This is a genomic window from Paenibacillus sp. J2L1-98 (genome assembly GCF_056269405.1).
Map to the genome: position 1 here is coordinate 371409 of NZ_JBWDNW010000003.1, position 21256 is coordinate 392664.

The window sequence follows — 21256 nt, forward strand, 5'->3', positions numbered from 1 at the left end:
AATCGGTCCTAACGAAGCTTATGCCCCCATTATAGCAAAGGATTTTGTGAGCTTGTCGTATTTTGATGGATGAAGGACAAAAATAGTGTGCAATTATCTCCCTGAATAAGCATAGGAATGTAATACCTCAATAAAAGTTAGCACCACTTGATAGAGCGTCTAGAGACAAATCCCGGGCGTAGAACGATTAATGGAATGCGGAAGCGATGGGAGGAGGCACGGTATGGACATTTTCAAGCGAATATCGGAGTATCAGGCTGAGAGCGAGAAGCTCGCATGGACAGGAACATTCAAGGAGTATATTGAATTGCTCGGGAAGGACCCGTCCCCGGCCATGACTGCACATTCACGCGTTTATGAAATGATTGAATCTCACGGGGTAGAAGACGTAGGAGGTCACAAGCAGTATAAATTTTTTGATCAAGAAATTTTTGGTTTGGATCGTGCGGTGGAGAAGCTGGTTGAGGAGTACTTCCATTCTTCGGCTCGCAGGCTTGAGGTTCGAAAACGGATATTGTTATTGATGGGGCCTGTTAGCGGAGGGAAGTCAACCATTGTCACGATGCTCAAAAAAGGGCTTGAGCGTTTCTCCAGAACCGAACGTGGAGCCGTTTATGCGATTAAAGGCTGCCCGATGCACGAGGATCCGCTGCATCTTATCCCCCATGAGCTTCGCTCTGATATTGAGAAGGAGCTCGCTGTCCGAATTGAAGGAAACCTTTGTCCTTCGTGCCAAATGAGGCTGCAGACGGAATACTATGGCGATATTGAAAACGTACTCGTTGAGCGTGTGTTTATTTCGGAGGATAACCGCGTCGGAATCGGCACGTTCAGTCCATCCGACCCGAAATCGCAGGATATAGCCGATCTTACGGGAAGCATCGATTTTTCAACTATAACAGAGTACGGTTCCGAATCCGATCCGCGCGCCTATCGGTTTGACGGTGAGCTTAACAAAGCGAATCGCGGACTGATGGAGTTTCAAGAGATGCTGAAATGCGATGAGAAATTTTTGTGGAATCTGCTCTCGCTGACGCAGGAGGGCAACTTTAAGGCTGGCCGCTTCGCTTTAATAAGCGCCGATGAGCTCATTATTGCGCATACGAATGAATCGGAGTACAAATCGTTTATCAGCAACAAGAAAAACGAGGCGCTGCATTCCAGAATGATCGTCATGCCGATTCCTTACAATTTGAGGGTTACGGATGAAGAAAAGATCTATAAGAAGCTTATCGCTCAAAGCGACATGCGCCATATTCATATTGCCCCTCACGCGCTGCGTGCGGCTGCTATCTTCTCGATCCTGACAAGGCTTAAGGAAACAAAGAAGCAAGGCATGGACTTAGTGAAGAAGATGCGGATGTACGACGGCGAGGAAGTAGAAGGCTTCAAGGAAGCGGATTTGAAGGAGATGCAAAATGAATACCTGGAGGAAGGCATGACGGGCATTGATCCGCGCTACGTTATTAACCGAATCTCCAGTGCGCTGATTAAGCAGGATACACAATGCATCAATGCGCTTGACGTGCTGCGTGCCCTCAAGGAAGGACTGGATCACCATCCTTCTATCACGAAGGAAGAGCGTGAGCGGTACTTAAATTTCATCTCGGTCGCGCGCAAAGAATACGATCTGCTGGCGAAGAAGGAAATCCAGAAGGCATTTGTATATTCCTATGAGGAGTCTGCCCGCACCTTGTTTGAAAACTACCTGGATAACATTGAATCTTATTGCAACTGGGCCAAAATCAAAGATCCGTTAACCGGGGAGGAGATGGATCCAGACGAGCGCTTAATGCGTTCGATTGAGGAGCAAATCGGCGTTTCCGAAAATGCGAAAAAAGCATTCCGCGAAGAGATACTGATCCGCATTTCGTCGTATTCACGAAAAGGGAAAAAGTTCGATTTTACGAGTCACGAGCGTTTGCGTGAGGCTGTAGAGAAAAAGCTGTTCGCCGACCTGAAGGATATCGTCAAAATTACGACTTCCACCAAGACGCCGGATGAGAGCCAATTGAAGCGGATAAATGAAGTGACGAAGCGGCTTATGGATGAGCATGGTTACTGCAAAGTATGCTCGAATGAACTGCTGCGTTATGTAGGAAGTCTGCTGAACCGTTAATTTGTCTGCATGGACAGGAGAAAAGCTGATAGACAAATGTCTATCGGCTTTTCTTACTGCTCCGGGGTTTAAAAAGATTTTGTATGTCAATACTGTTTCATGTATGTTTTCCGATATAATAGGTGATAGTTGTCTACTATACACTGAAGGAGTCGGACTATTTGATTAAAGTATCAGCAGAACGCAAGAGACAGCTTGAATACACGGGCATCACAGAGCAGAGCCTATTTTTCAGCGGATTGTCGGTGAAGTGGTAGACAGATTTTATGACAGTGTCGGCCAGCAGCCGGAATTAGTTGCGATTATTTCGAATGTAAGCACCATTGAACGGCTGAAGGAAACACAGCGCTGGTACTACATGTCGCTTACCGAAGGGGTAATCGATCAAGCTTATATTGAGAATCGTATAAAGATAGGCGCCGTCCATTCACGAATCGGATTAACGACCGATTGGTATTTGGGTACATATATGACATATCTGGACATTTCGACGAATGTGCTTCAGAGAGTTCTTCCTGACGGGTGGCAGGAAGTGGTACATGCTTTGACGAAATTGTTTAATCTGGATTCGCAATTCGTGCTTGAAGCCTACAACCGGCATGAGCAGCAGAAAATTCAGGATCTTGCGGACAACCGTCGGGCGATGCTGGCAACTGTTACGAGCGCGGTGCAGGAGCTGGCTTCACTTATGTTCGAATTGGACGAGGGTGCTCAATCTATTGCGGCTACCGCGATTTCAACCTCGCAATCCCAGGATAAGACGCATACACTATTAGGAGAGCTTCGTGAGGAGCTTGACGGTATTAATGACATGGGCACATTAATTCGCGGATTGTCGGATCAGACGCATCTGCTTGGGCTTAATGCCGCGATCGAAGCGGCTAGAGCTGGAGAAAATGGGCGGGGCTTCGAGGTTGTTGCGAATGAAGTGCGCAAGCTTGCCGCCTCCTCGCGAAATGCGCTTGAAGGGATACAGTCGAAGCTTGATGAGATTGACAAGAAGCTGTCCGCCGTACGTCATGAATCAGAGCAAACATCGGTCGAAGCGCGAAACCAGGCTGCCCGCTCGCAGGAGCTTGCATCGTTCGTTCAAATGGTCGATAAGGTTACGAAGGATTTACAGCAATTAAATCAATCCTAGAATAAAACGCAGCTTAGAAAAAGCAGGAATTCTCTCAGGTGAGGGTTCCTGCTTTCATGTTATATAAGTTGACACAATATTCAGATTTTAGTATGATATTCCTAACATTAAGATGCATTCCAGTTATAATTGTTAAGTTTTTTGACATGAATATAACATAAATGATCAAATGTTTAACCAACTTGTACTAAATTGGTGCAGCGCCCATCATGGAGGAGGCGGTTGTCATGTCGACGGCCAAACAGTCACAAACGCAATATTACGATTCACAAACATTTTACGATGAAATGTTCGACAAGGACTTGTCTGTTCGCGCTCACTATGACACTGTTCATCGTGTATTCGGAAGAATGAAACCGGCAGAGCTTGCAATCCGTCAAAATGCCATTAACCAAAGAATGATGGAGGAGGGTATTACGTTCACGCTGTACAGCGGAGCTCAAAATGAACCCCTCGAGCGAACGATTCCGTTCGATTTTATTCCCCGCGTTATTCCGAGGCATGAATGGGAGGGGGTAGATCGGGGCGTGCGACAGCGGATTCGTGCTTTGAACGCTTTCGTCCATGACGTTTATCACGGACAGCGAATTGTGGCTGACGGCATCATTCCCCGGAAGATGATCGTTTCAAATACTTATTTCCGTCCGGAAATGGCGGGTCTACATGTTCCTGGCGGTGTATATATTACAGCATCAGGCATTGATTTGATTCGTGACGAGAAAGGCCGTTATTATGTGCTGGAGGATAATTTGCGGTCTCCATCAGGCTTTTCTTACCTCTTTAAGGGTAGAACGTTAATGAATGAGTTGTTCCACGATTTATATTTATCGAGTTCAGTACAGAGTATTGACCGCAGCTTAAATTGTTTTTTAAGCTCGCTCCGCGCCCTCTCTCCTAACGGGAAACGTGATCCGCTTATCGTTCTGCTTACGCCAGGTGCTTATAATTCCGCGTATTACGAGCATACCTTTTTAGCGCAGCAAATGGGCATCCACCTCGTTGAAGGCAGAGATCTCGTGTACAAAGACCATAAGATCTATTTGCGCGATTTGCGCGGACTTCGTCAGGTCGACGTCATTTACCGCCGCATCGATGATGATTTTCTGGATCCTCTTGCCTTTCAGCCGGATTCCGTTCTGGGCGTACCGGGTTTAATGAATGCTTATCGCGCCGGAAACGTAGCCATTGCGAATGCGCCGGGTACAGGAGTAGCGGATGACAAGGCAGTATATGCGTATGTTCCGGATATGATCCGTTACTATTTGGGAGAAGAGCCCATTTTGCACAACGTTCCTACGTACATTTTGTCGCGTAAGGAAGAGCGTGATTACGTGCTGGATCATTTGGATCAGCTCGTTGTGAAGGAAACTTCGCTGTCTGGCGGTTACGGCATGCTGATAGGACCTAGCGCTACCTCTAAAGAGATTCAAGCATTTGCTGAAGCTATAAAGCGTGAACCGGGGCGTTATATCGCACAGACGACGATGAAGCTGTCACGCGCTCCGGTTATGGTTGATGGAGCCATGACGCCTCGTCATATTGATTTACGCGCTTTTGCATTAATGGGAGAGGAGACGCATGTCATTCCGGGAGGCTTAACGCGTGTTGCGATGAAAGAGGGTTCGCTTGTCGTCAACTCTTCACAGGGCGGCGGAGTTAAGGATACGTGGGTGCTTAATCGATAATTATAAGGAGGGAATGCTATGCTGAACCGGAATGCAGAGGCATTATTTTGGATTGGACGTTATATGGAACGTGCTGAAAATCATGCTAGGCTAATTGATGTTCATTATCATCTTCAGGTTGAAGATACAGCAATGAACATGGAAGGAAAGCCGGAGGGCGATGTGACCGAGTCCAGCTCAAAATGGGCGAGAATCGTCGATGCCTTAGGCAGCCGGGAAGCCTATGAACAGCAGTACGGCAGCTATAATGAACGGGATGTGCTCTTTTATACGACGCTGGATCGTGATAATTCGAATTCGCTGGTTTCATGCGTCAGCCATGCTCGCGGCAACCTGCGAACGCTGCGCGAGAAGGTGCCGAGCGAAATGTGGGATGCGACGAATGCGTTCTATTTGTGGCTGCGCGAGAAGCAGCCGGATGATCTGCTGCGTGAGTCTCCGCATTTGTTCTTCGGAAGGATTAAGGAATGGACGGCATTGTTTCAAGGCGTCAGCCAATCCGTAATGCCGAGAGAGAACGAATGGCATTTCATCGAATGCGGCCGATATTTGGAGCGCTCGGAGAATACGCTGCGCATCATTAAAGCGGTAGGCAATGCGGCAAGCGGCGAGGGCTGGAACAGCGCGAACGCTTATCCGTATTTACAGGCTGTATTGCGTTCCGTGAGCGGCTATCAGGCGTTCCGCAGATATTATGCGGACGGCATTTCCGTCGAATCAATCGTTGAATTTGTCGTGCTCAATGGCGCCTTTCCCCGTTCCCTTCATTTTGCTCTCCATACGCTTGATGATCATATGCGGAATATCGAGCTGCAGGATAAGCAGCTGCGGACGGCGCATGAACGTGTAATTCGCCAAGTCAGCAAGGTAAAGGCGGATTTAGCGTGCTTGGAGCGGGAGGATATGGTTATCGACCGGGGCGGAACGATCGTTGCGCATTTGCTTGACGCATGCCAGCAGCTTGGGCTCGCATTCGCTAAAACCTTTTTTCGCATGGGGGAGGCAAGCGCATGAAGTTGAGTATTTCACATGTGACGCAATACGAGTACGCGGATACGGTTACGGACAGTGTCAATGAAATTAGGCTGACTCCGAGCACGAATGAAAGACAGTCCTGCTATCAGCAAGCGATCGCTATTGAGCCGAATGCCTCTTTATTCACCTATGAGGATTATTTCGGCAACCGGGTGCATGCCTTCTCGGTGAACGGACCGCATAAGCGGCTCACGATACGCACATCTATGATTGTTGTAACGAAGCAGGCTCCTTCGCCCGAGGAGCGCGCGCAATATTTAAGCAAGCGAACGCCGGAGCAGGCGTGGAAATGGCTGGGGACGGAGGATGCGGCCAACCGTTTTACAGAATTTTTGCTGACGACGGAATATACGGCCGTAACGACTGAAGTGGAGCTATTTGCCCGTGAAATTTCTGAGTTTGATGAAAGTGGCCAAGCCAGCGTGTTGGACTGGCTGAGCGCTTTATCAACGAAAATTCGCACCGAATTTATTTATGACCCGGAAGCGACTGATGTTAAAACCAAAACATCAGACATGTTCTTGAGCAAGCGCGGCGTGTGCCAGGACTTTGCGCATTTGATGATCGCAAGCTGCAGGGCGACCGGTATTCCAGCCAGATATGTGAGCGGGTATCACTTTGTCGGTGATTTGCAGGGCGGAAGCGCGGACTTTGAGCAGGCGTCGCATGCTTGGGTTGAAGCTTTCGTGCCGGGGCTTGGCTGGTGCAGCTTTGATCCGACGAATGTCGACCCTGTCGGCGAGCGGTATGTGAAGCTGGGACATGGACGCGATTATAAGGATATCGTACCCGTAAAGGGAGTTTATAGAGGTACAGGCGAGCAAGTGCTGCATGTAACTGTCGATGTAAGAAATATTGAGGACTAATAGATGAATAGGCAAAAATAAAAAGAACAGTAATCCGCAATTTCAGTTTGCGGGCAACTGTTCTTTTCATTTTGTCAAAGCAATTTGGGGGTATTTAGCTGCTTTTGCCACGTATGATTACTTGCGTTTAGTTAATCTTATAATCATTAAACAGGAGGTGTTAAGTGTGCATAAACAGATCAAGCCCGTCGTTGTTTCGTTAATGGTTGTTGCCTTAGGTCTTTCAATGTCAGCATGCGGACAAGGCTATACGGCGAAAGAAAATGCGGTCCGTGTAAAAAACCGCATCGAATCGAAGTCAATGCCATACCGGGACAACATTACGGACAATCGGGTGAATAAGTTCGATAACCGAATGGATACGCTGGATTACAGAGGAAACCTGGCGAATCCTTCGAGAAGCGCAAAGCAGCTAGCGAATCGCGCTGATAAAGTACCGGGAGTAAGCAAGGCTACTGTCGTTATTCATAAAAATGATGCGATAGTCGGTCTTGATGTGGATAATACGGGTAAAAAAGCAATCATTGAAAAGCAGGTTTACGCTGCCTTAAAAGGCCAATATCCGGAGTATAACATTCATGTAACTTCTGAAGGACGTATCCATCAAAAAATAAAGTCACTTAACGTCAGTATGACAAATGGGCATCCCCTTAAAACATTAGCTAATGACGTAGCTATTATTATCCGGAATATCGGCGAAACGGTAACCGCTCCGCTGCGGTAACGATTGATAGAACGGCAGTTTGTACGGGGCTTCCGGATCCTGATTGAGCTTGAATACGAATGGGATATTATCGTTTGATTAAAGGAATGGCAGACTGGCGTCTCAATTTTGACGCTGGCCTGCCATTCCTGTTTTTCTATGCGCCTATTTTTCCGGTTGACAATCGTAAATACGGGCTATAAAATAATAAAAAGTGATGTGTAACCGATTACACATCTGATATGAAAATATAATGCGAACAAAGAGGTGCAGCAAATGAACAAGCCGAAAATTACGGTTATAGGAAGCATGAATATAGATATGGTTACAGAAACGGATATTATGCCAAATCAAGGCGAGACGATATTTGGCAGCGTTTTCTCCAGCTTTACTGGCGGGAAAGGGGCTAATCAGGCAGTTGCATGCGCACGTCTCGGCGCACATGTGACGATGGTCGGATGCGTTGGCGGGGATTCTTTCGGCAAGCAGCTTTTGGAAGCTTTGGAGAAGGAAAGCGTTGATACGAAGAATGTGAAAACGGTTCCTCATATTACTACAGGCGTAGCTGCGATTACCGTATGCGACAACGATAACCGAATTATTGTTGTGCCCGGCGCAAACCACTGTCTGCTGCCAGACGATGTTTTGTCCTTGAAGGAAATCATTGCGGGCTCGGATATGGTGCTGCTGCAGCAGGAAATTCCATTCGTTACAGTCGAGGCATCTATTAAGCTGGCTAGTCAGCTGGGCGTTCCGGTTATTTTAAATCCTGCTCCCGCCGTCAAGCTGCCTAAGGAGCTGCTGGAGATGATTCATATTATTACGCCGAACGAATACGAACTTGCGATACTGCTGGGCTTGGACGACAAGCAGGAACGTACGTATGAGCAGCTGATTGAGCTGTATCCGCATCGTATTGTCATGACCGGCGGCAGCAAGGGCGCATTTTACAAAACAAATGACGGTCAGATCAAGCAGCAGCCGGGGAGAAAGGTAGAAGCAGTCGATACGACCGGAGCAGGGGATACCTTTAACGGCGCATTAGCCGTTAGGCTGAGCGAAGGTTTGGCGTTGGAGGAGGCGGTGAGGTTTGCAGTCGCTGCCAGTGCATTGTCGGTAACCAAGCTTGGCGCTCAAAGCGGAATGCCGCTGCGGGCTGAAGTAGAGCGTTTTATGGAAATGGAGCCCTAATCGGGCAGGCTGAAAGGATTTTGTTATTTATGACTACAATTAAAGATGTCAGCAAGCTGGCCGGCGTGTCCGTCGCCACTGTATCCCGCCTGCTTAATCAAAGCGGCTATGTCAGCAAGGAAGCGGAGACAGCCGTCATGTCTGCGATCCAAAAGCTGAATTATAAGCCTAATAATATTGCAAGAAGCTTAGCAGGCAAAAAAACCGGAGCTGTCGCGTTAATGGTGCCAGACATTTTAAACCCGTTTTTCCCCGAAATAGCCCGAGCAGCCGAGGATGCCGCAGCGGCTCACGGTTATACGCTCGTGCTGTGCAATACGGACAATAATCCGGACAAAGAGAAGAAGTATATGGAAACGCTTATTAACAAACAAATCGACGGCATTATTATTTCGTCCTATACGGTTCTTCCCGAGCAGATCATTGCCTTGCAGGACCGTTCCATTCCGATTGTAGCCATCGATAAATCCTTTTCTGGTTATCCGATCCTTTCGGTTACGGCCGCTAACCGTCATGGCGGCGAGATGGCGGTACAGCATCTTCTATCTGGCGGCTGCCGCAAGATTGCTCATATTTCCGGTCCCGCGCATGTGCATTCCTCCAGGGAAAGGACGCTTGCTTATGAGAATTCGTGCAGAGATTTACCGTGGTTTGTGCCAAGTCTGATTGGTTACGGCAACTTCAATGTTGCAGGCGGTTATGAGGCGATGAAGGAAATTTATAAACAGCATCCTGATTTGGACGGCGTGTTTGCAGGCAATGATCTGATGGCCGCCGGAGCCTTGAAGGCGTTAATGGAGCTGGGAGCTGCTGTGCCGGAGCAAGTGAAGCTAATCGGCTTCGACGGGATTCGAATGGATATGGTTTATCCTGAAATTACGACGATATCTCAACAAATCTACTCAATGGGCAAAACTGCGGCGGACTATTTGATCCGCTTAATCAACAATGAGCCTATCGAGCGGAAAAATTACGAACTTGATGTGGAGCTTTTGCAAAAGGCAACGACCTGACACCCCGGGCGGTATCCATGAAATTCTGCTTGGCCTGTGTATCTGCAGTTTCCGTTTCGGGACTTCAGGTTACGGGCTTTTCTTCGTATGTTCTCCTGCAATTTATCGCATTCCACTCGGAAGTATTCTTCTCTATATCGCTATCTTGCTCTTATATTCGATTATCCGTACAAATGTATGACGGTGAGGTATATTACTTACTATGTGATTAACTTCATGGCAGGGTGGGGGAGTGGAATGCAAACAGTGAAAACAAAGTATTTTGACTATGGGCAGGAAGAAATAAATTATTTAAAAAGCGTAGATGAAACGCTTGGAGCCTCTATGATGCGAATGGGGAAGGTAGAGCGTGTCGTGATTCCTGATTTGTTCACCGCGCTCGTCTATGCTATTGTAGGCCAACTCATTTCCGTGAAGGCCGTCCACACGATTTGGGCAAGGATGCAGGAGCGATTAGGTGAAATATCTCCGCATAATATGGCCATGCAGACTGCTGAGCATATTCAAAAATGTGGTATGACGATGAAAAAAGCAGCTTGCATTAAAAAAATTGCCGATACGATTAAACAAGGTGAATTTAATTTGGATGATCTGCATGACTTAACCGATGCAGAGGTAATTAAAAAGCTGATGACTTTAAACGGAGTGGGCAGATGGACAGCGGAAATGCTGCTAATCAATGCAATGGAGCGCCGTGACGTCGTCAGCTGGGGAGATATTGCCATTCGCCGGGGCATGATGAAATTGTATAATCTTCGTTCTATTACAAAAGAGCAGTTTGAGCAATACCGGCTCCGATATTCGCCATACGGTTCAATTGCATCCATCTACTTGTGGGAAATTTCAATTGAATAAGGGAGTTAAGGTGAAAATGCGGGAAAAGACGATAAGGGAACAGATAATAGCGTTGGTTGATGAGGATTATCAAAAATTTGCTGCGGCACTTATTCCAAATATTAATAATGTACTGGGCGTTCGGCTGCCCGAGCTGCGTAAGCTGGCCAAAAAATTGGCAAGGGGTGATTGGCGCAGCTACCTGCAGGAGGCGGAAAGTGAATACTTCGAGGAGATTATGCTGCAGGGGATGGTTATCGGTTATGCGAAAACGGATGTTGAGGAAATTTTGCGCTATGCAGCTGATTTTGTTCCCAAAATAGATAATTGGTCTGTATGCGACAGTTTTTGTACGGGATTAAAATTCACTAAAACGAACAGGGAGCAAGTGTGGGATTTTTTGCAGCCTTATTTATCGTCTTATAAAGAATATGAGATCCGTTTCGGAGTAGTGATGCTGATTGATTTTTATATTGATGATGAATATATTGGCAGAGTTTTACCGTTGCTCGATAACGTTGAGCGCGAAGGCTACTATGTCAAGATGGCGGTTGCATGGGCCATATCGATCTGCTATGTAAAGCTTCCTGGGCCTACGATGCATTATTTGAAGAACAATTCATTGGATGATTTCACATACAACAAAGCTTTGCAAAAAATTACAGAGTCTTACCGTGTGGATCATGCTGCTAAAAAAATGATTCGCAGCATGAAGCGATAATAAAAAGAAGAACAAGCAGCCTATACATTTGTTTTTTACAAATGATAGGCTGTTTCGCTGCCAATCCAGATTCGCAATACGTTCTGCGAGACGATCAGGCATGCTGTAATCCGCTATCAGAAAGTACAGCGCTCCGCTCCAATTGCAACAGCTTCGTTTTCATGTCCATGCCGCCGCGATAGCCGGTTAAAGTGCCGTTTTTCCCGATCACGCGATGACAAGGAACGGTAATCAACATGGGATTTGCGCCAATAGCGGCGCCGACTGCGCGAACCGCGGCCGGTTTTTGAATCTGCTCGGCAATATCCGAGTAAGATTTGGTTTGCCCATATGGAATGGTGCAAAGCGCGTTCCACACGGCCAATTGAAAAGGCGTTCCGTAAAAATCGAAGGGCATAGTAAAGCTTTTGCGCGAACCCTGCAAATATTCGATAAGCTCGTCAGCATAGGGCTGGAGCTGCGCATCATCCCGAATCAGCATGCTGCCCGGAAACCGGGCGGCAGACCAGTCTGCCAATTCATCCAATAAGCGATTCTGAGAGCCGACATAGCAAAGTCCTTCCGTAGCAGCCGCGATGTGCATATTCCAATTCTCATACGTTAAAATTGTCCAATAGATCGGCGAATTCAATTTGTTTCCCACTTTCGCTCACCCCCACGAACAGTATAACCCCAAACATAGACGATTGTACGGCTTCAGGAATGTAACAGCAAGATAATGAAATGACAGGCTGTCATAGGATCGCCGCCTCTGCGGCAGGTCCTTGTGACCTGAAGTTCCAATCCCGGTTGGAAAATACGGAGTTGTGACGAGATGTATGGCGTCCAAACCGGCTGAAAGACATCGGAATACGCTCGGGAAGTTTACTTGATTCATGAATAATGTTTACTAAACATTATTCATAAAAACAACTACTTGAACCTGATAAAAGTTGGTATTATGCAAAAATCGAATTTCCTAGATTAATTTTCTGTTTAATCAAGAATGATATTGACATTGAAAGCGTTTTATTGATAAAATTAATTTGTAGACATTAGTAAACATTAGTAAACAAAAAAGTCATTACAAGTTAGTGGGGATATAGATCATGTCAACGATAAGAGATATTGCTCTCGAAGCCAAAGTGTCCGCGGCTACCGTGTCCAGAGTGCTTAACGAAGACCATACCCTTTCGGTATCCGACGAAACGAGAACTAGAGTATTCTCGGTTGCGCAAAAGTTACATTATGATCTCTCAAGAAGGAAGAAAAAGAACTTGCCGGAGAAGCAGAGGACGGAGAAAGCCGGGATCGGTCTTCTGGTATGGTGTCCACCCGAAATCGAGTTCGAGGATTCCTATTTCCATTCGATCCGTCAAGGAATTGAAAAGCAGCTGCTCGAACTGGGCATAGAAGTCTTTAAGGTTTATCGACTGAACGGACAGCTGCCGGAAAACGATTTAAACGAACTCGACGGTTTGATTGTTATCGGAGTGGCTTCCGACTTAATAGGCCGAATATTCACCCGGGATGATAGGGTCGTCTTCGTCAACCACTCGCCGGATGAAGAGCGTTATGATGCTGTCGTTTCCGATTTCAGGCAGGCCACTGAAAAGGTGCTTGATCATCTATTTCAGAAGGGGTACGAGAGAATTGGATTTATAGGAGGCAGGGAGCATGTCCATCGGCTGAATGGGGATAAGACGGATATCGTGGAACAACGCCGGCTGAACTACGAAAGGATATTGGAGGAGAAAGGATTATTCCGCTCTGAAGATGTTCATTTGGGAGAATTTTCCATTCCGGAAGGATATCGCCTAATGAAAGCGGCGATTAAGCAGGGGAACCTTCCGCAAGCGTTTTTCATAGCAAGTGACCCGCTTGCCATTGGCGCACTGAAAGCACTCCAGGAGGAGGATATCCCGGTTCCTCAGCAGGTGGCGCTCATCGGCTTCAATGACATTGAAATGGCATCCTTCGTAAGCGTGCCGTTAACAACGGTCAAAATATTCACGGAACAAATGGGCAGGACGGCGGTTAATCTGCTGATGGAGCGCATTAACGGCAGATCTATTCCAATCAAGGCCGTGATCCCGACTAAGCTTATCGTTCGCGAGAGCTGCGGCGCTTAATTTGTATCGAGATGAGAGGAGGTGCTGCCTGGCGTGATGAGGGGATTCGTGCACAAATCGGCGGGGGGATGGAATGCCGCCAAGTCAAGAAAAAAAATAAAAAAAGAGACTCCCACGAAGGAGTCCAAAAAAGGAAAATTTGTTTCAAGATCAAGTATAGGCGATGGGTAATGTACCGTCAAATCCTTATTCTAAGTGTAAAGGAATTTACTAATTAGGAGGCATTTCTATTTATGAAAAATATGAAAACGCTATCGTTGTTATGTATCCTTATTCTTACTTTGATTGTTTCGGGCTGTTCGTCGAATAAAGGCGGCAACGAGACTGAACCGGCTGTCAATGGCGGGGAAAATACCGATGCAAATAAAAACGGGGAAAAAATAACGCTGACGGTTTACAGTACGACGAATGACCAAGGCACGCAGAGTGTAATGAAAGAAATCGGAGACGCCTACTCTAAAGAAAATCCGAACGTTAAGTTCGAATGGCAATTTCCTGGGAACGACTACGAGAACGTCCTGAAAATGAAAATGGCTGCGAAGGATATGCCGGATCTTTTCGATACGCATGGCTGGTCCCAAGTCCGTTACGGCAATTTCGTTGCGGATCTGTCAGATCAGGAATGGGTTGGAAATCTATCCGATGCGATGAAACCAATTGTAACGGACGATAAAGGCATGGTTTACACTCTTCCGCTGAATGCAGCGAAGGATGGTCTTACTTATAATAAGGATGTACTAGAAAAATACGGCATTGAAGTGCCTAAGACGATGGATGAATTGATTGCTGCCGGCGAGAAAATCAAGACAGAAAGCAAGGGAGAAGTCATTCCGTTCTTCTTCTCCGCGACCGACGCGGGTTCGCTAGCTCAATTCTTTGATTATTTCGCGACTCCTTTGTTGATTAGCGCGCAGGAGAACCATGCTAAAGCCTTACTAGATGGAAGTTTTGATTGGAACAATTGGACGCCGCTAGCGGCGAAATTCAAAGAAATGTACGATAAAGGTTTGATGAGTGAAGATGTATTAACAATACGTGAGACAGACCGTCCGCAGCTGTTCGCTGAAGGCAAAATTGCATTCTCCTTTACTGCGCCAGGCTTTGTACCGGATGCATTGAAAATCAATCCTGAAGTGAAAGTAGGCATCATGCCGGTTCCGGCCATTGTGCCTGGCGATACACCTACGTTCTCCGGAGGCGAGCGTTTCACGATGTCTGCCTGGAAAGATGGGAAGAATCTGGAAGCATCCAAAGACGTCATTAATTTCTTTGCAAAACCGGAAAACCTGAAGCGGATCTCGGAAGCATCGGGAACGCCGACGGCTATGAATGGAATCACGCCGGATCTCGGCATATACACCGAATATTATGACATGTACAAAGACATTCGCGTCTTCCCTTATTTCGACCGTGTCTATCTGCCAAGCGGGATGTGGGATGTTATGCAAACGACGTCTTCCCAAATTCTTGGCGGTGAGTTGACGCCGGAAGATTCTTCTCAAGTCTACAAACAAGAAGTTGAACGCTTGAAGGCTCAACAGAAATAAATGAACGTTGGATTGGCAGAAGGGGCTCCCAAAGCCCCTTCTATCACCTCTATAAGAAAGGAATCAAATTATGCGCCCGATACGTAATTCGACTTTTTCGCTAAACCTTATGTATGTCCCGGCGTTGCTTTTATTTGCATTGTTTATTTATTACCCGTTCTTCGAGGGGATTAAGGTTTCCTTTACGAACTGGGATGGATTTAATCCAACGTACAGCTGGGTCGGATTTGATAATTACGCCCGGATGCTGGAGGATAAAAATATTGGTACCGTTATACGCAACACGCTCATCTATGGGGTGGGAAGCACATTTTTTCAAAATTTGATCGGACTGTTGTACGCTTTGCTGCTCAACCAAAGCATCCGGACCCGCGGTTTGACCCGCACAATCGTTTATTTACCGGTAATCGTGAGTCCGCTCATCATGGGTTACATCTGGTACTTCTTTTTTCAATACCGGGGTGGGGCCCTTAATGATATCATCCTTTTATTCGCAGATAAGCCGGTAAATTTACTGGCCGATCCTCAAATCAACATCTTTATTATCACCTTCGTGAACACATTCCAGTATCTCGGCATTGCAATGGTGATCTATTTAGCCGGTTTGCAATCGATTTCGAAGGATTATTACGAAGCGGCCTCCATCGATGGAGCGAGCTCGCTCACAAAGTTTTTTAATGTTACGCTTCCGCTGCTTGCACCTTCCATTACGATTAACATCGTTCTCAATTTGATCGGAGGGCTTAAGCTATTCGATGTCATAATCGCGCTTACGAAAGGCGGTCCGGGCTTCGCGTCGCAGTCGCTGTCCACGATGATGTATAAAACCTACTTCGGTGCTCAGGATGCAGGTTATGCGGCCGCGATCGGCAATCTGATGTTTTTCATGATTGCTATCATTAGTATCGCTGCTTTGATTTATTTCCGCAGGAAGGAGATCCAAGCATGAAAACAAATCATAAGCTTTCGATCGTACTGTCCGTCCTCATCGGACTCATTCATATTCTTCCGTTCTATCTGCTGATCACGACCTCGTTCAAGCCTATGAGCGACCTTAGCTCCAAATGGAGTTTTCCTAAATCGTTGGATTGGAGCAATTTCACCAGCGCATGGGAAGGTGCTGATCTCGGGCGGGCCTTTATGAATAACGCCGTCATTACGTTCTTATCTCTAATGGGGATTATTCTAATCGGAGCGTGTGCAGCTTATCCGCTCTCGCGTTTTCAGACGAAGCTGAACAAATTTGTCTACCTGCTGTTTATTTCAACACTCATTGTACCGCCGCTGACGATCCTTGTTCCGTTATATCAATTTTTTATCGACATCCACGGGATGAACACGTATTGGGGAATCGTACTGCTGCATGTGACGTTCAGTTTGCCGATGACCATTTTCCTGTATACCGGGTTTATCAGTTCGATACCGAGGGAGTTGGATGAAGCGGCGATGATGGACGGCATGAGCCGGTTTATGCTGTTTTTCAAAATGATTTTGCCCCTGCTCAAGCCGGTGACGGCGACGGTTCTCATTATGACGGGGGTCGGTATTTGGAACGACTATCAGTTCTCGGTATTTTTCCTGCAAAAAGTTGAAATGCGTACGGTGACAGTAGCGCTTGCGTCCTTCTTCGGACCGAATGCCAATCGGATCGGCTGGGTAGCAGCGGGCTCTCTTCTTGCCGCGTTGCCTGCCACGATGATGTATTTGTTTATGCAGCGCTGGTTCATCTCCGGTCTCGCTTCGGGAGCGGTTAAAGGATAGTCTGATCGTAATGAAATAAGGGAGGATTTTTGCGTGTCCATACTTTACGACGAAGAGCGGAAAATATTTCATCTGGCAACTAACAAAACAAGCTATGTTTTAGAAGTCGTAAGGGACGGCTATTTAGCACACCGGTATTGGGGAAAGAAAATCAGCCGGTTCCGGGATTCGAATCCTTTGGTTTCCATTGACCGTCCGTTATCTCCAAACCCGTATCCGCATCGGAAAGAGAGTACATTCTCACTCGATACGCTGACTCAGGAGTATCCAGGCTACGGCACGAGCGACTTCCGAACGCCAGCGTATCAAATTCAACAGGCGTCCGGGTCGACGACTACCGATTTGCGTGTGCATTCCCATCGGATTATGAAGGGAAAACCCGGATTGGAAGGCTTGCCGGCAACGTATGTGGAGAATGAAAACGAAGCCGATACGCTTGAGATCGAGCTTAGAGATAACGTTCTAGATTTGGTCGTCGTCCTCTCTTACTCCGTGTTTGAACAAGGGGACGCGATTACGCGCTCGGTCCGGTTCATTAATGAAGGCGCAGAAAAGCTGAGCTTGCTTCGGGCTTCCAGCATGAACGTCGATTTTGGCGATGCGGAGTATGAAATGCTCCATCTGTCCGGAGGATGGTCGAATGAACGCAATGTGATCAAAAGGCCGCTCCAAAAAGGAATGCAATCAGTCGATAGCAAGCGGGGGGCAAGCAGTCCCCAGCATAATCCGTTTTTGGCGCTTCTCCGCCGCGATGCCGGCGAAGACTCCGGCGAAGTCTACGGCTTCAACCTTGTATACAGCGGGAATTTTCTTGCCAATGTAGAAGTTGATCAATACGATACGACCCGTGTCTCCATCGGAATCAATCCGTTTGACTTTGCTTGGCTCCTGGAGCAAGGCGAAAGCTTCCAAACGCCTGAAGCCGTGATGGTGTATTCAGACGAAGGCTTGGGCGGGATGTCCAGAACTTATCACAGACTCTACCGTGCCAGACTGTGCAGAGGGGAATTCCGTGACAAAGAAAGGCCTGTTCTCATCAATAACTGGGAAGCGACCTATTTTGATTTCAATGCGGATAAAATCGAACAAATCGCAGCCAAAGGTAAAGACCTCGGTATTGAATTGTTCGTCTTGGACGACGGATGGTTCGGTAAGCGCGATGATGACACCAGCTCGCTTGGCGATTGGTTTGTTAATCAGAATAAACTTCCGGGCGGCCTGGATGACTTGGGTAAACGGATTAATAAGCTAGGCTTACAATTCGGTCTGTGGTTCGAGCCTGAAATGGTGAACGAGGACAGCGACCTCTACCGGAATCATCCGGATTGGGTCATCCATGCTGCTGAGCGTCCACGTTCGACGGGACGTTATCAGCTCGTGCTTGATTTTTCCCGCCGCGATGTCTGTGATGCCATTATCGGAATGTTATCGGATGTGCTTAACAGTGCCCCGATTACGTATGTGAAATGGGATATGAACCGCCATATGACCGAAATCGGCTCCGCATTGCTTCCTCCGGAACGTCAGAGGGAAACCGCGCACCGCTATATGTTAGGGCTGTACCGGGTGATGGAAGAACTTACGACGGCTTTCCCGCATGTGCTCTTTGAAAGCTGCTCCAGCGGCGGCGGACGCTTCGACCCCGGGATGCTTTACTACATGCCGCAAACCTGGACCAGCGACAACTCCGATGCCATCAGCAGACTGAAAATCCAGTACGGCACAAGCCTTGTTTATCCAGTGAGCTCAATGGGAGCGCATGTTTCGGATGTCCCGAATCATCAAGTTGGCCGAGTGACGCCGCTCGAAACAAGGGGGAATGTGGCATTATCCGGCGTTTTCGGGTATGAGCTGGATTTGACAACCTTTTCGGAGCAGGAAGAACAAATGGTTAAAGATCAAGTCGCTTTCTATAAAGAGGTCCGAAGAATGGTACAGTTCGGTGATTTTTACCGGCTGCTCAATCCGTTCGAGGGCAATGAAGCGGCCTGGATGTTCATTTCCGAAGACGGTTCAGAAGCTTTGGCCTTTTATTACAAGGTGCTGGCTCAGCCGAACCCGGGGTTCCGTACTTTACGGCTGAAGGGATTGAATCCGGATGCCCTGTACCGGTTGGACGACGGCGATGTGTTCGGCGGTGATGAACTCATGCATGCCGGACTCCGCGTACCGGCCGATCTTCTCATGGGGGATTTTCGAAGCAAGGCATGGAGGCTTCGCAGAGCGGATTGACGGCTGAGAGGAGACTGTCCTATTGCGGATACAATCCGCTGCGGGGATAGGCATAGGTGAAAAATGTAACGGTCTTTAAACTCCCGCGCGTCAGGGGCCACATGTGAGTTGTATACTCCATGTGGTCTCTTTTTGTGTCCGCCGTTTCTTGTTCGCGGCATTCGGCTTAAAATGGAGGGCCGTAATTTCTGCCGGTTTGGATGGGTTGTATTTATACCATTTCTTTTATGATAGACATTAAGCAGTCATTCAATAAGCAGCTGCGCGGCTGGCAGTGTGCGGGCACAGAGTGGAAGGAGTTAGTCGATATGGCGAAGGATCAAATAAGTGTCATACAAGATACGGTATCCGAGGGGGTTCTAGAGACCGTTCCGGTAACACCGCCTAAGGTGGCTCCTCCGGGAGGACCTCCAAGCGAGGTTGAGCACATTAAACGCGGAAGTGAGTATTTGCGTGGCACGATTTACGACTCTTTGCGTGACCCGATTACGGGCTCAATACCGGAGGACGATAACCGGCTGCTTAAATTTCACGGCAGCTATATGCAGGATGACCGGGATCAACGCAATGAGCGCGAGAAAAAGAAGCTGGAACCGGCTTACCAGTTCATGCTGCGTGTCCTGGCTCCCGGCGGCGTTGCTTCGCCGGAGCAGTATTTGGTTTTGGATCAATTGGCATGCCGGCATGGGAACGGTACGTTAAGGCTGACGACGCGGCAATCGTTTCAGCTTCATGGTATTTTAAAATGGAACCTGAGGAAGACGATACGGGAGGTCAACGACACGTTGATGACGACCAGGGCTGCTTGCGGGGATGTTAATCGCAATGTCATGTGCAATCCGAACCCCTATCAGTCTGATATTCATATGGAGGTTTACGGGTGGGCGTGGGCACTCAGCAACCATTTATCGCCGCGAACACCTGCGTATCACGAGATTTGGATTGATGATAAGAAAGTGGTCGACAGCATGCAGGGGAGTTTGGTAGAGCCGATTTACGGGCCTGCATACTTGCCCCGCAAGTTTAAGATCGGGATTGCCGTTCCGCCTTCTAACGATATCGATATTTTTTCTCAGGATCTTGGCTTTATTGCCATTGTAGAAAACGGGAAATTACAGGGCTTCAATGTGGCTGTCGGCGGAGGAATGGGCATGACGCATGGCGACAAGACAACCTATCCGCAGCTGTCACAGGTCATCGGTTTTTGCAGGCCCGAGCAGGTTATAGATGTGGCAGAGAAGACCGTCATGATTCAGCGGGACTATGGCAACCGTTCGATACGGAAAAATGCCAGGTTCAAATATACAATCGACCGGTTCGGATATGCCTGGTTTATCCAGATGCTGAATGACCGAATGGGGTGGGAACTGGAAAACGCTCGCCCCTATCAATTTGATCACCACGGTGACCGCTATGGCTGGGTAAAGGGAAGCGACGATCAATGGCATTTGACTCTCTTTATTATGAACGGACGAATTAAGGATCAGGAGGATTACCCGTTAATGACCGGATTGCGGGAAATCGCCAAAATTCATAAGGGCGACTTCCGGCTGACTGCGAACCAGAATCTCATTATTGCCAATGTATCCAGTAAAGATAAACCGAACGTGATGGAACTGGTGGAGAAGTACAGGTTGAGCGATGGCGTCCGTCACTCCGCGCTGCGGCGAAATGCGATGTCATGTGTGTCGCTGCCTACTTGCGGGCTGGCGATGGCTGAAGCTGAACGCTATTTGCCGGCATTGCTGGAAAAGATAGAGACGGTATTGGATGAGGCCGGCCTGCATGAGGAAGAGATCGTCATCCGCATGACCGGCTGCCCGAATGGATGCGCACGTCCCGTTCTGGGGGAAATTGCGCTGATCGGCAAATCCCCTGGCAGGTACAATCTTTATCTGGGGGCAGGCTTTGCAGGAGAGCGGATGAGCAAGCTCTATGAGGAAAATGTGAATGAGCAGAGGATAATGGAAATCCTTACTCCTATTGTCCATAGATATGCGAAAGAGCGAATGGCGGGCGAGCATTTTGGCGATTTTGTCATTCGGACCGGTTACGTTAAAGAGGTTCGTTCCGGACTGGATTTTCACGAGTAGATGATGATGGTCTTTAGAGAACGAATTGCTTTTACACCGATATGGGAGAATGACGGCTGGAAGGCTAATATTCAAGCGAATATTCATCATGTGGAAAATCGAGAGCAGACATACAGTCTTCGCTTCCGCAGCTGAACGGCAAAGATATCGTGTTCAGAGGCGTGAACCGCCAAATCCCCCCGTCCTGATCAGGGCGGGGGGATT

General features: G+C 47.7%; 18 protein-coding genes. 17 read left to right on the forward strand and 1 reads right to left on the reverse strand.

Features of this window, described 5'->3' with window-relative positions; genetic code table 11:
- The first annotated feature begins 223 nt into the window (after positions 1-223).
- The 10 genes from AC0YNZ_RS10010 (at position 224) to AC0YNZ_RS10055 (ending at position 11308) form a co-directional block, all read left to right on the forward strand.
- Positions 224-2119, forward strand: a complete 1896-nt coding sequence (locus AC0YNZ_RS10010; protein ID WP_475826455.1) for a PrkA family serine protein kinase — start codon at positions 224-226, stop codon at positions 2117-2119.
- A gap of 250 nt (positions 2120-2369) precedes the next feature.
- Positions 2370-3260: a protoglobin domain-containing protein gene (locus tag AC0YNZ_RS10015; protein ID WP_475826456.1), complete on the forward strand. Its 891-nt coding sequence runs from the start codon at positions 2370-2372 to the stop codon at positions 3258-3260.
- 227 nt (positions 3261-3487) lie between these two features.
- Positions 3488-4945, forward strand: coding sequence for a circularly permuted type 2 ATP-grasp protein (locus tag AC0YNZ_RS10020; protein WP_475826457.1), 1458 nt, complete (start codon positions 3488-3490; stop codon positions 4943-4945).
- Between the two features lie 18 nt (positions 4946-4963).
- Entirely contained in the window at positions 4964-5959 is a 996-nt protein-coding gene (locus AC0YNZ_RS10025; RefSeq protein WP_475826458.1) for an alpha-E domain-containing protein, read from the forward strand.
- A complete protein-coding gene (locus AC0YNZ_RS10030) occupies positions 5956-6846 on the forward strand; it encodes a transglutaminase family protein (RefSeq protein ID WP_475826459.1) in 891 nt (296 codons plus the stop codon). Before AC0YNZ_RS10025 ends, AC0YNZ_RS10030 begins: the two co-directional genes overlap by 4 nt.
- Positions 6847-7012: 166 nt before the next feature.
- Positions 7013-7570, forward strand: a complete 558-nt coding sequence (locus AC0YNZ_RS10035) for a YhcN/YlaJ family sporulation lipoprotein (protein WP_475826460.1) — start codon at positions 7013-7015, stop codon at positions 7568-7570.
- Positions 7571-7825: 255 nt separating this feature from the next.
- Entirely contained in the window at positions 7826-8740 is a 915-nt protein-coding gene (rbsK, locus tag AC0YNZ_RS10040) for a ribokinase (RefSeq protein ID WP_475826461.1), read from the forward strand.
- Positions 8741-8769: 29 nt separating this feature from the next.
- Positions 8770-9753: a LacI family DNA-binding transcriptional regulator gene (locus tag AC0YNZ_RS10045; RefSeq protein WP_475826462.1), complete on the forward strand. Its 984-nt coding sequence runs from the start codon at positions 8770-8772 to the stop codon at positions 9751-9753.
- A 237-nt stretch (positions 9754-9990) separates the two neighbouring features.
- Positions 9991-10608, forward strand: coding sequence for a DNA-3-methyladenine glycosylase family protein (locus tag AC0YNZ_RS10050; RefSeq protein WP_475826463.1), 618 nt, complete (start codon positions 9991-9993; stop codon positions 10606-10608).
- A 16-nt stretch (positions 10609-10624) separates the two neighbouring features.
- On the forward strand, positions 10625-11308 hold the full coding sequence (locus tag AC0YNZ_RS10055; protein ID WP_475826464.1) for a DNA alkylation repair protein: 684 nt from the start codon (positions 10625-10627) through the stop codon (positions 11306-11308).
- Positions 11309-11402: 94 nt separating this feature from the next.
- On the opposite strand, the gene AC0YNZ_RS10060 is transcribed toward AC0YNZ_RS10055, so the two are convergent.
- Positions 11403-11951: a methylated-DNA--[protein]-cysteine S-methyltransferase gene (locus tag AC0YNZ_RS10060; protein ID WP_475826465.1), complete on the reverse strand. Its 549-nt coding sequence runs from the start codon at positions 11949-11951 to the stop codon at positions 11403-11405.
- A 445-nt stretch (positions 11952-12396) separates the two neighbouring features.
- Between AC0YNZ_RS10060 and AC0YNZ_RS10065 the strand changes: the two genes are divergently transcribed.
- The 7 genes from AC0YNZ_RS10065 (at position 12397) to AC0YNZ_RS10095 (ending at position 21187) form a co-directional block, all read left to right on the forward strand.
- Entirely contained in the window at positions 12397-13419 is a 1023-nt protein-coding gene (locus tag AC0YNZ_RS10065; RefSeq protein WP_475826466.1) for a LacI family DNA-binding transcriptional regulator, read from the forward strand.
- A gap of 233 nt (positions 13420-13652) precedes the next feature.
- Positions 13653-14966, forward strand: a complete 1314-nt coding sequence (locus tag AC0YNZ_RS10070; protein ID WP_475826467.1) for an ABC transporter substrate-binding protein — start codon at positions 13653-13655, stop codon at positions 14964-14966.
- Positions 14967-15036: 70 nt separating this feature from the next.
- Positions 15037-15915: a carbohydrate ABC transporter permease gene (locus tag AC0YNZ_RS10075; RefSeq protein WP_475826468.1), complete on the forward strand. Its 879-nt coding sequence runs from the start codon at positions 15037-15039 to the stop codon at positions 15913-15915.
- Entirely contained in the window at positions 15912-16727 is an 816-nt protein-coding gene (locus tag AC0YNZ_RS10080) for a carbohydrate ABC transporter permease (RefSeq protein WP_475826469.1), read from the forward strand. Before AC0YNZ_RS10075 ends, AC0YNZ_RS10080 begins: the two co-directional genes overlap by 4 nt.
- Before the next feature lie 33 nt (positions 16728-16760).
- Positions 16761-18959, forward strand: coding sequence for an alpha-galactosidase (locus AC0YNZ_RS10085; protein ID WP_475826470.1), 2199 nt, complete (start codon positions 16761-16763; stop codon positions 18957-18959).
- A 308-nt stretch (positions 18960-19267) separates the two neighbouring features.
- A complete protein-coding gene (gene cysI, locus AC0YNZ_RS10090; RefSeq protein ID WP_475826471.1) occupies positions 19268-21052 on the forward strand; it encodes an assimilatory sulfite reductase (NADPH) hemoprotein subunit in 1785 nt (594 codons plus the stop codon).
- Positions 21053-21187 carry a hypothetical protein gene (locus AC0YNZ_RS10095; RefSeq protein WP_475826472.1) on the forward strand — a complete coding sequence of 45 codons (135 nt, stop codon included), beginning with the start codon at positions 21053-21055 and terminating at the stop codon, positions 21185-21187.
- Positions 21188-21256 lie beyond the last annotated feature (69 nt).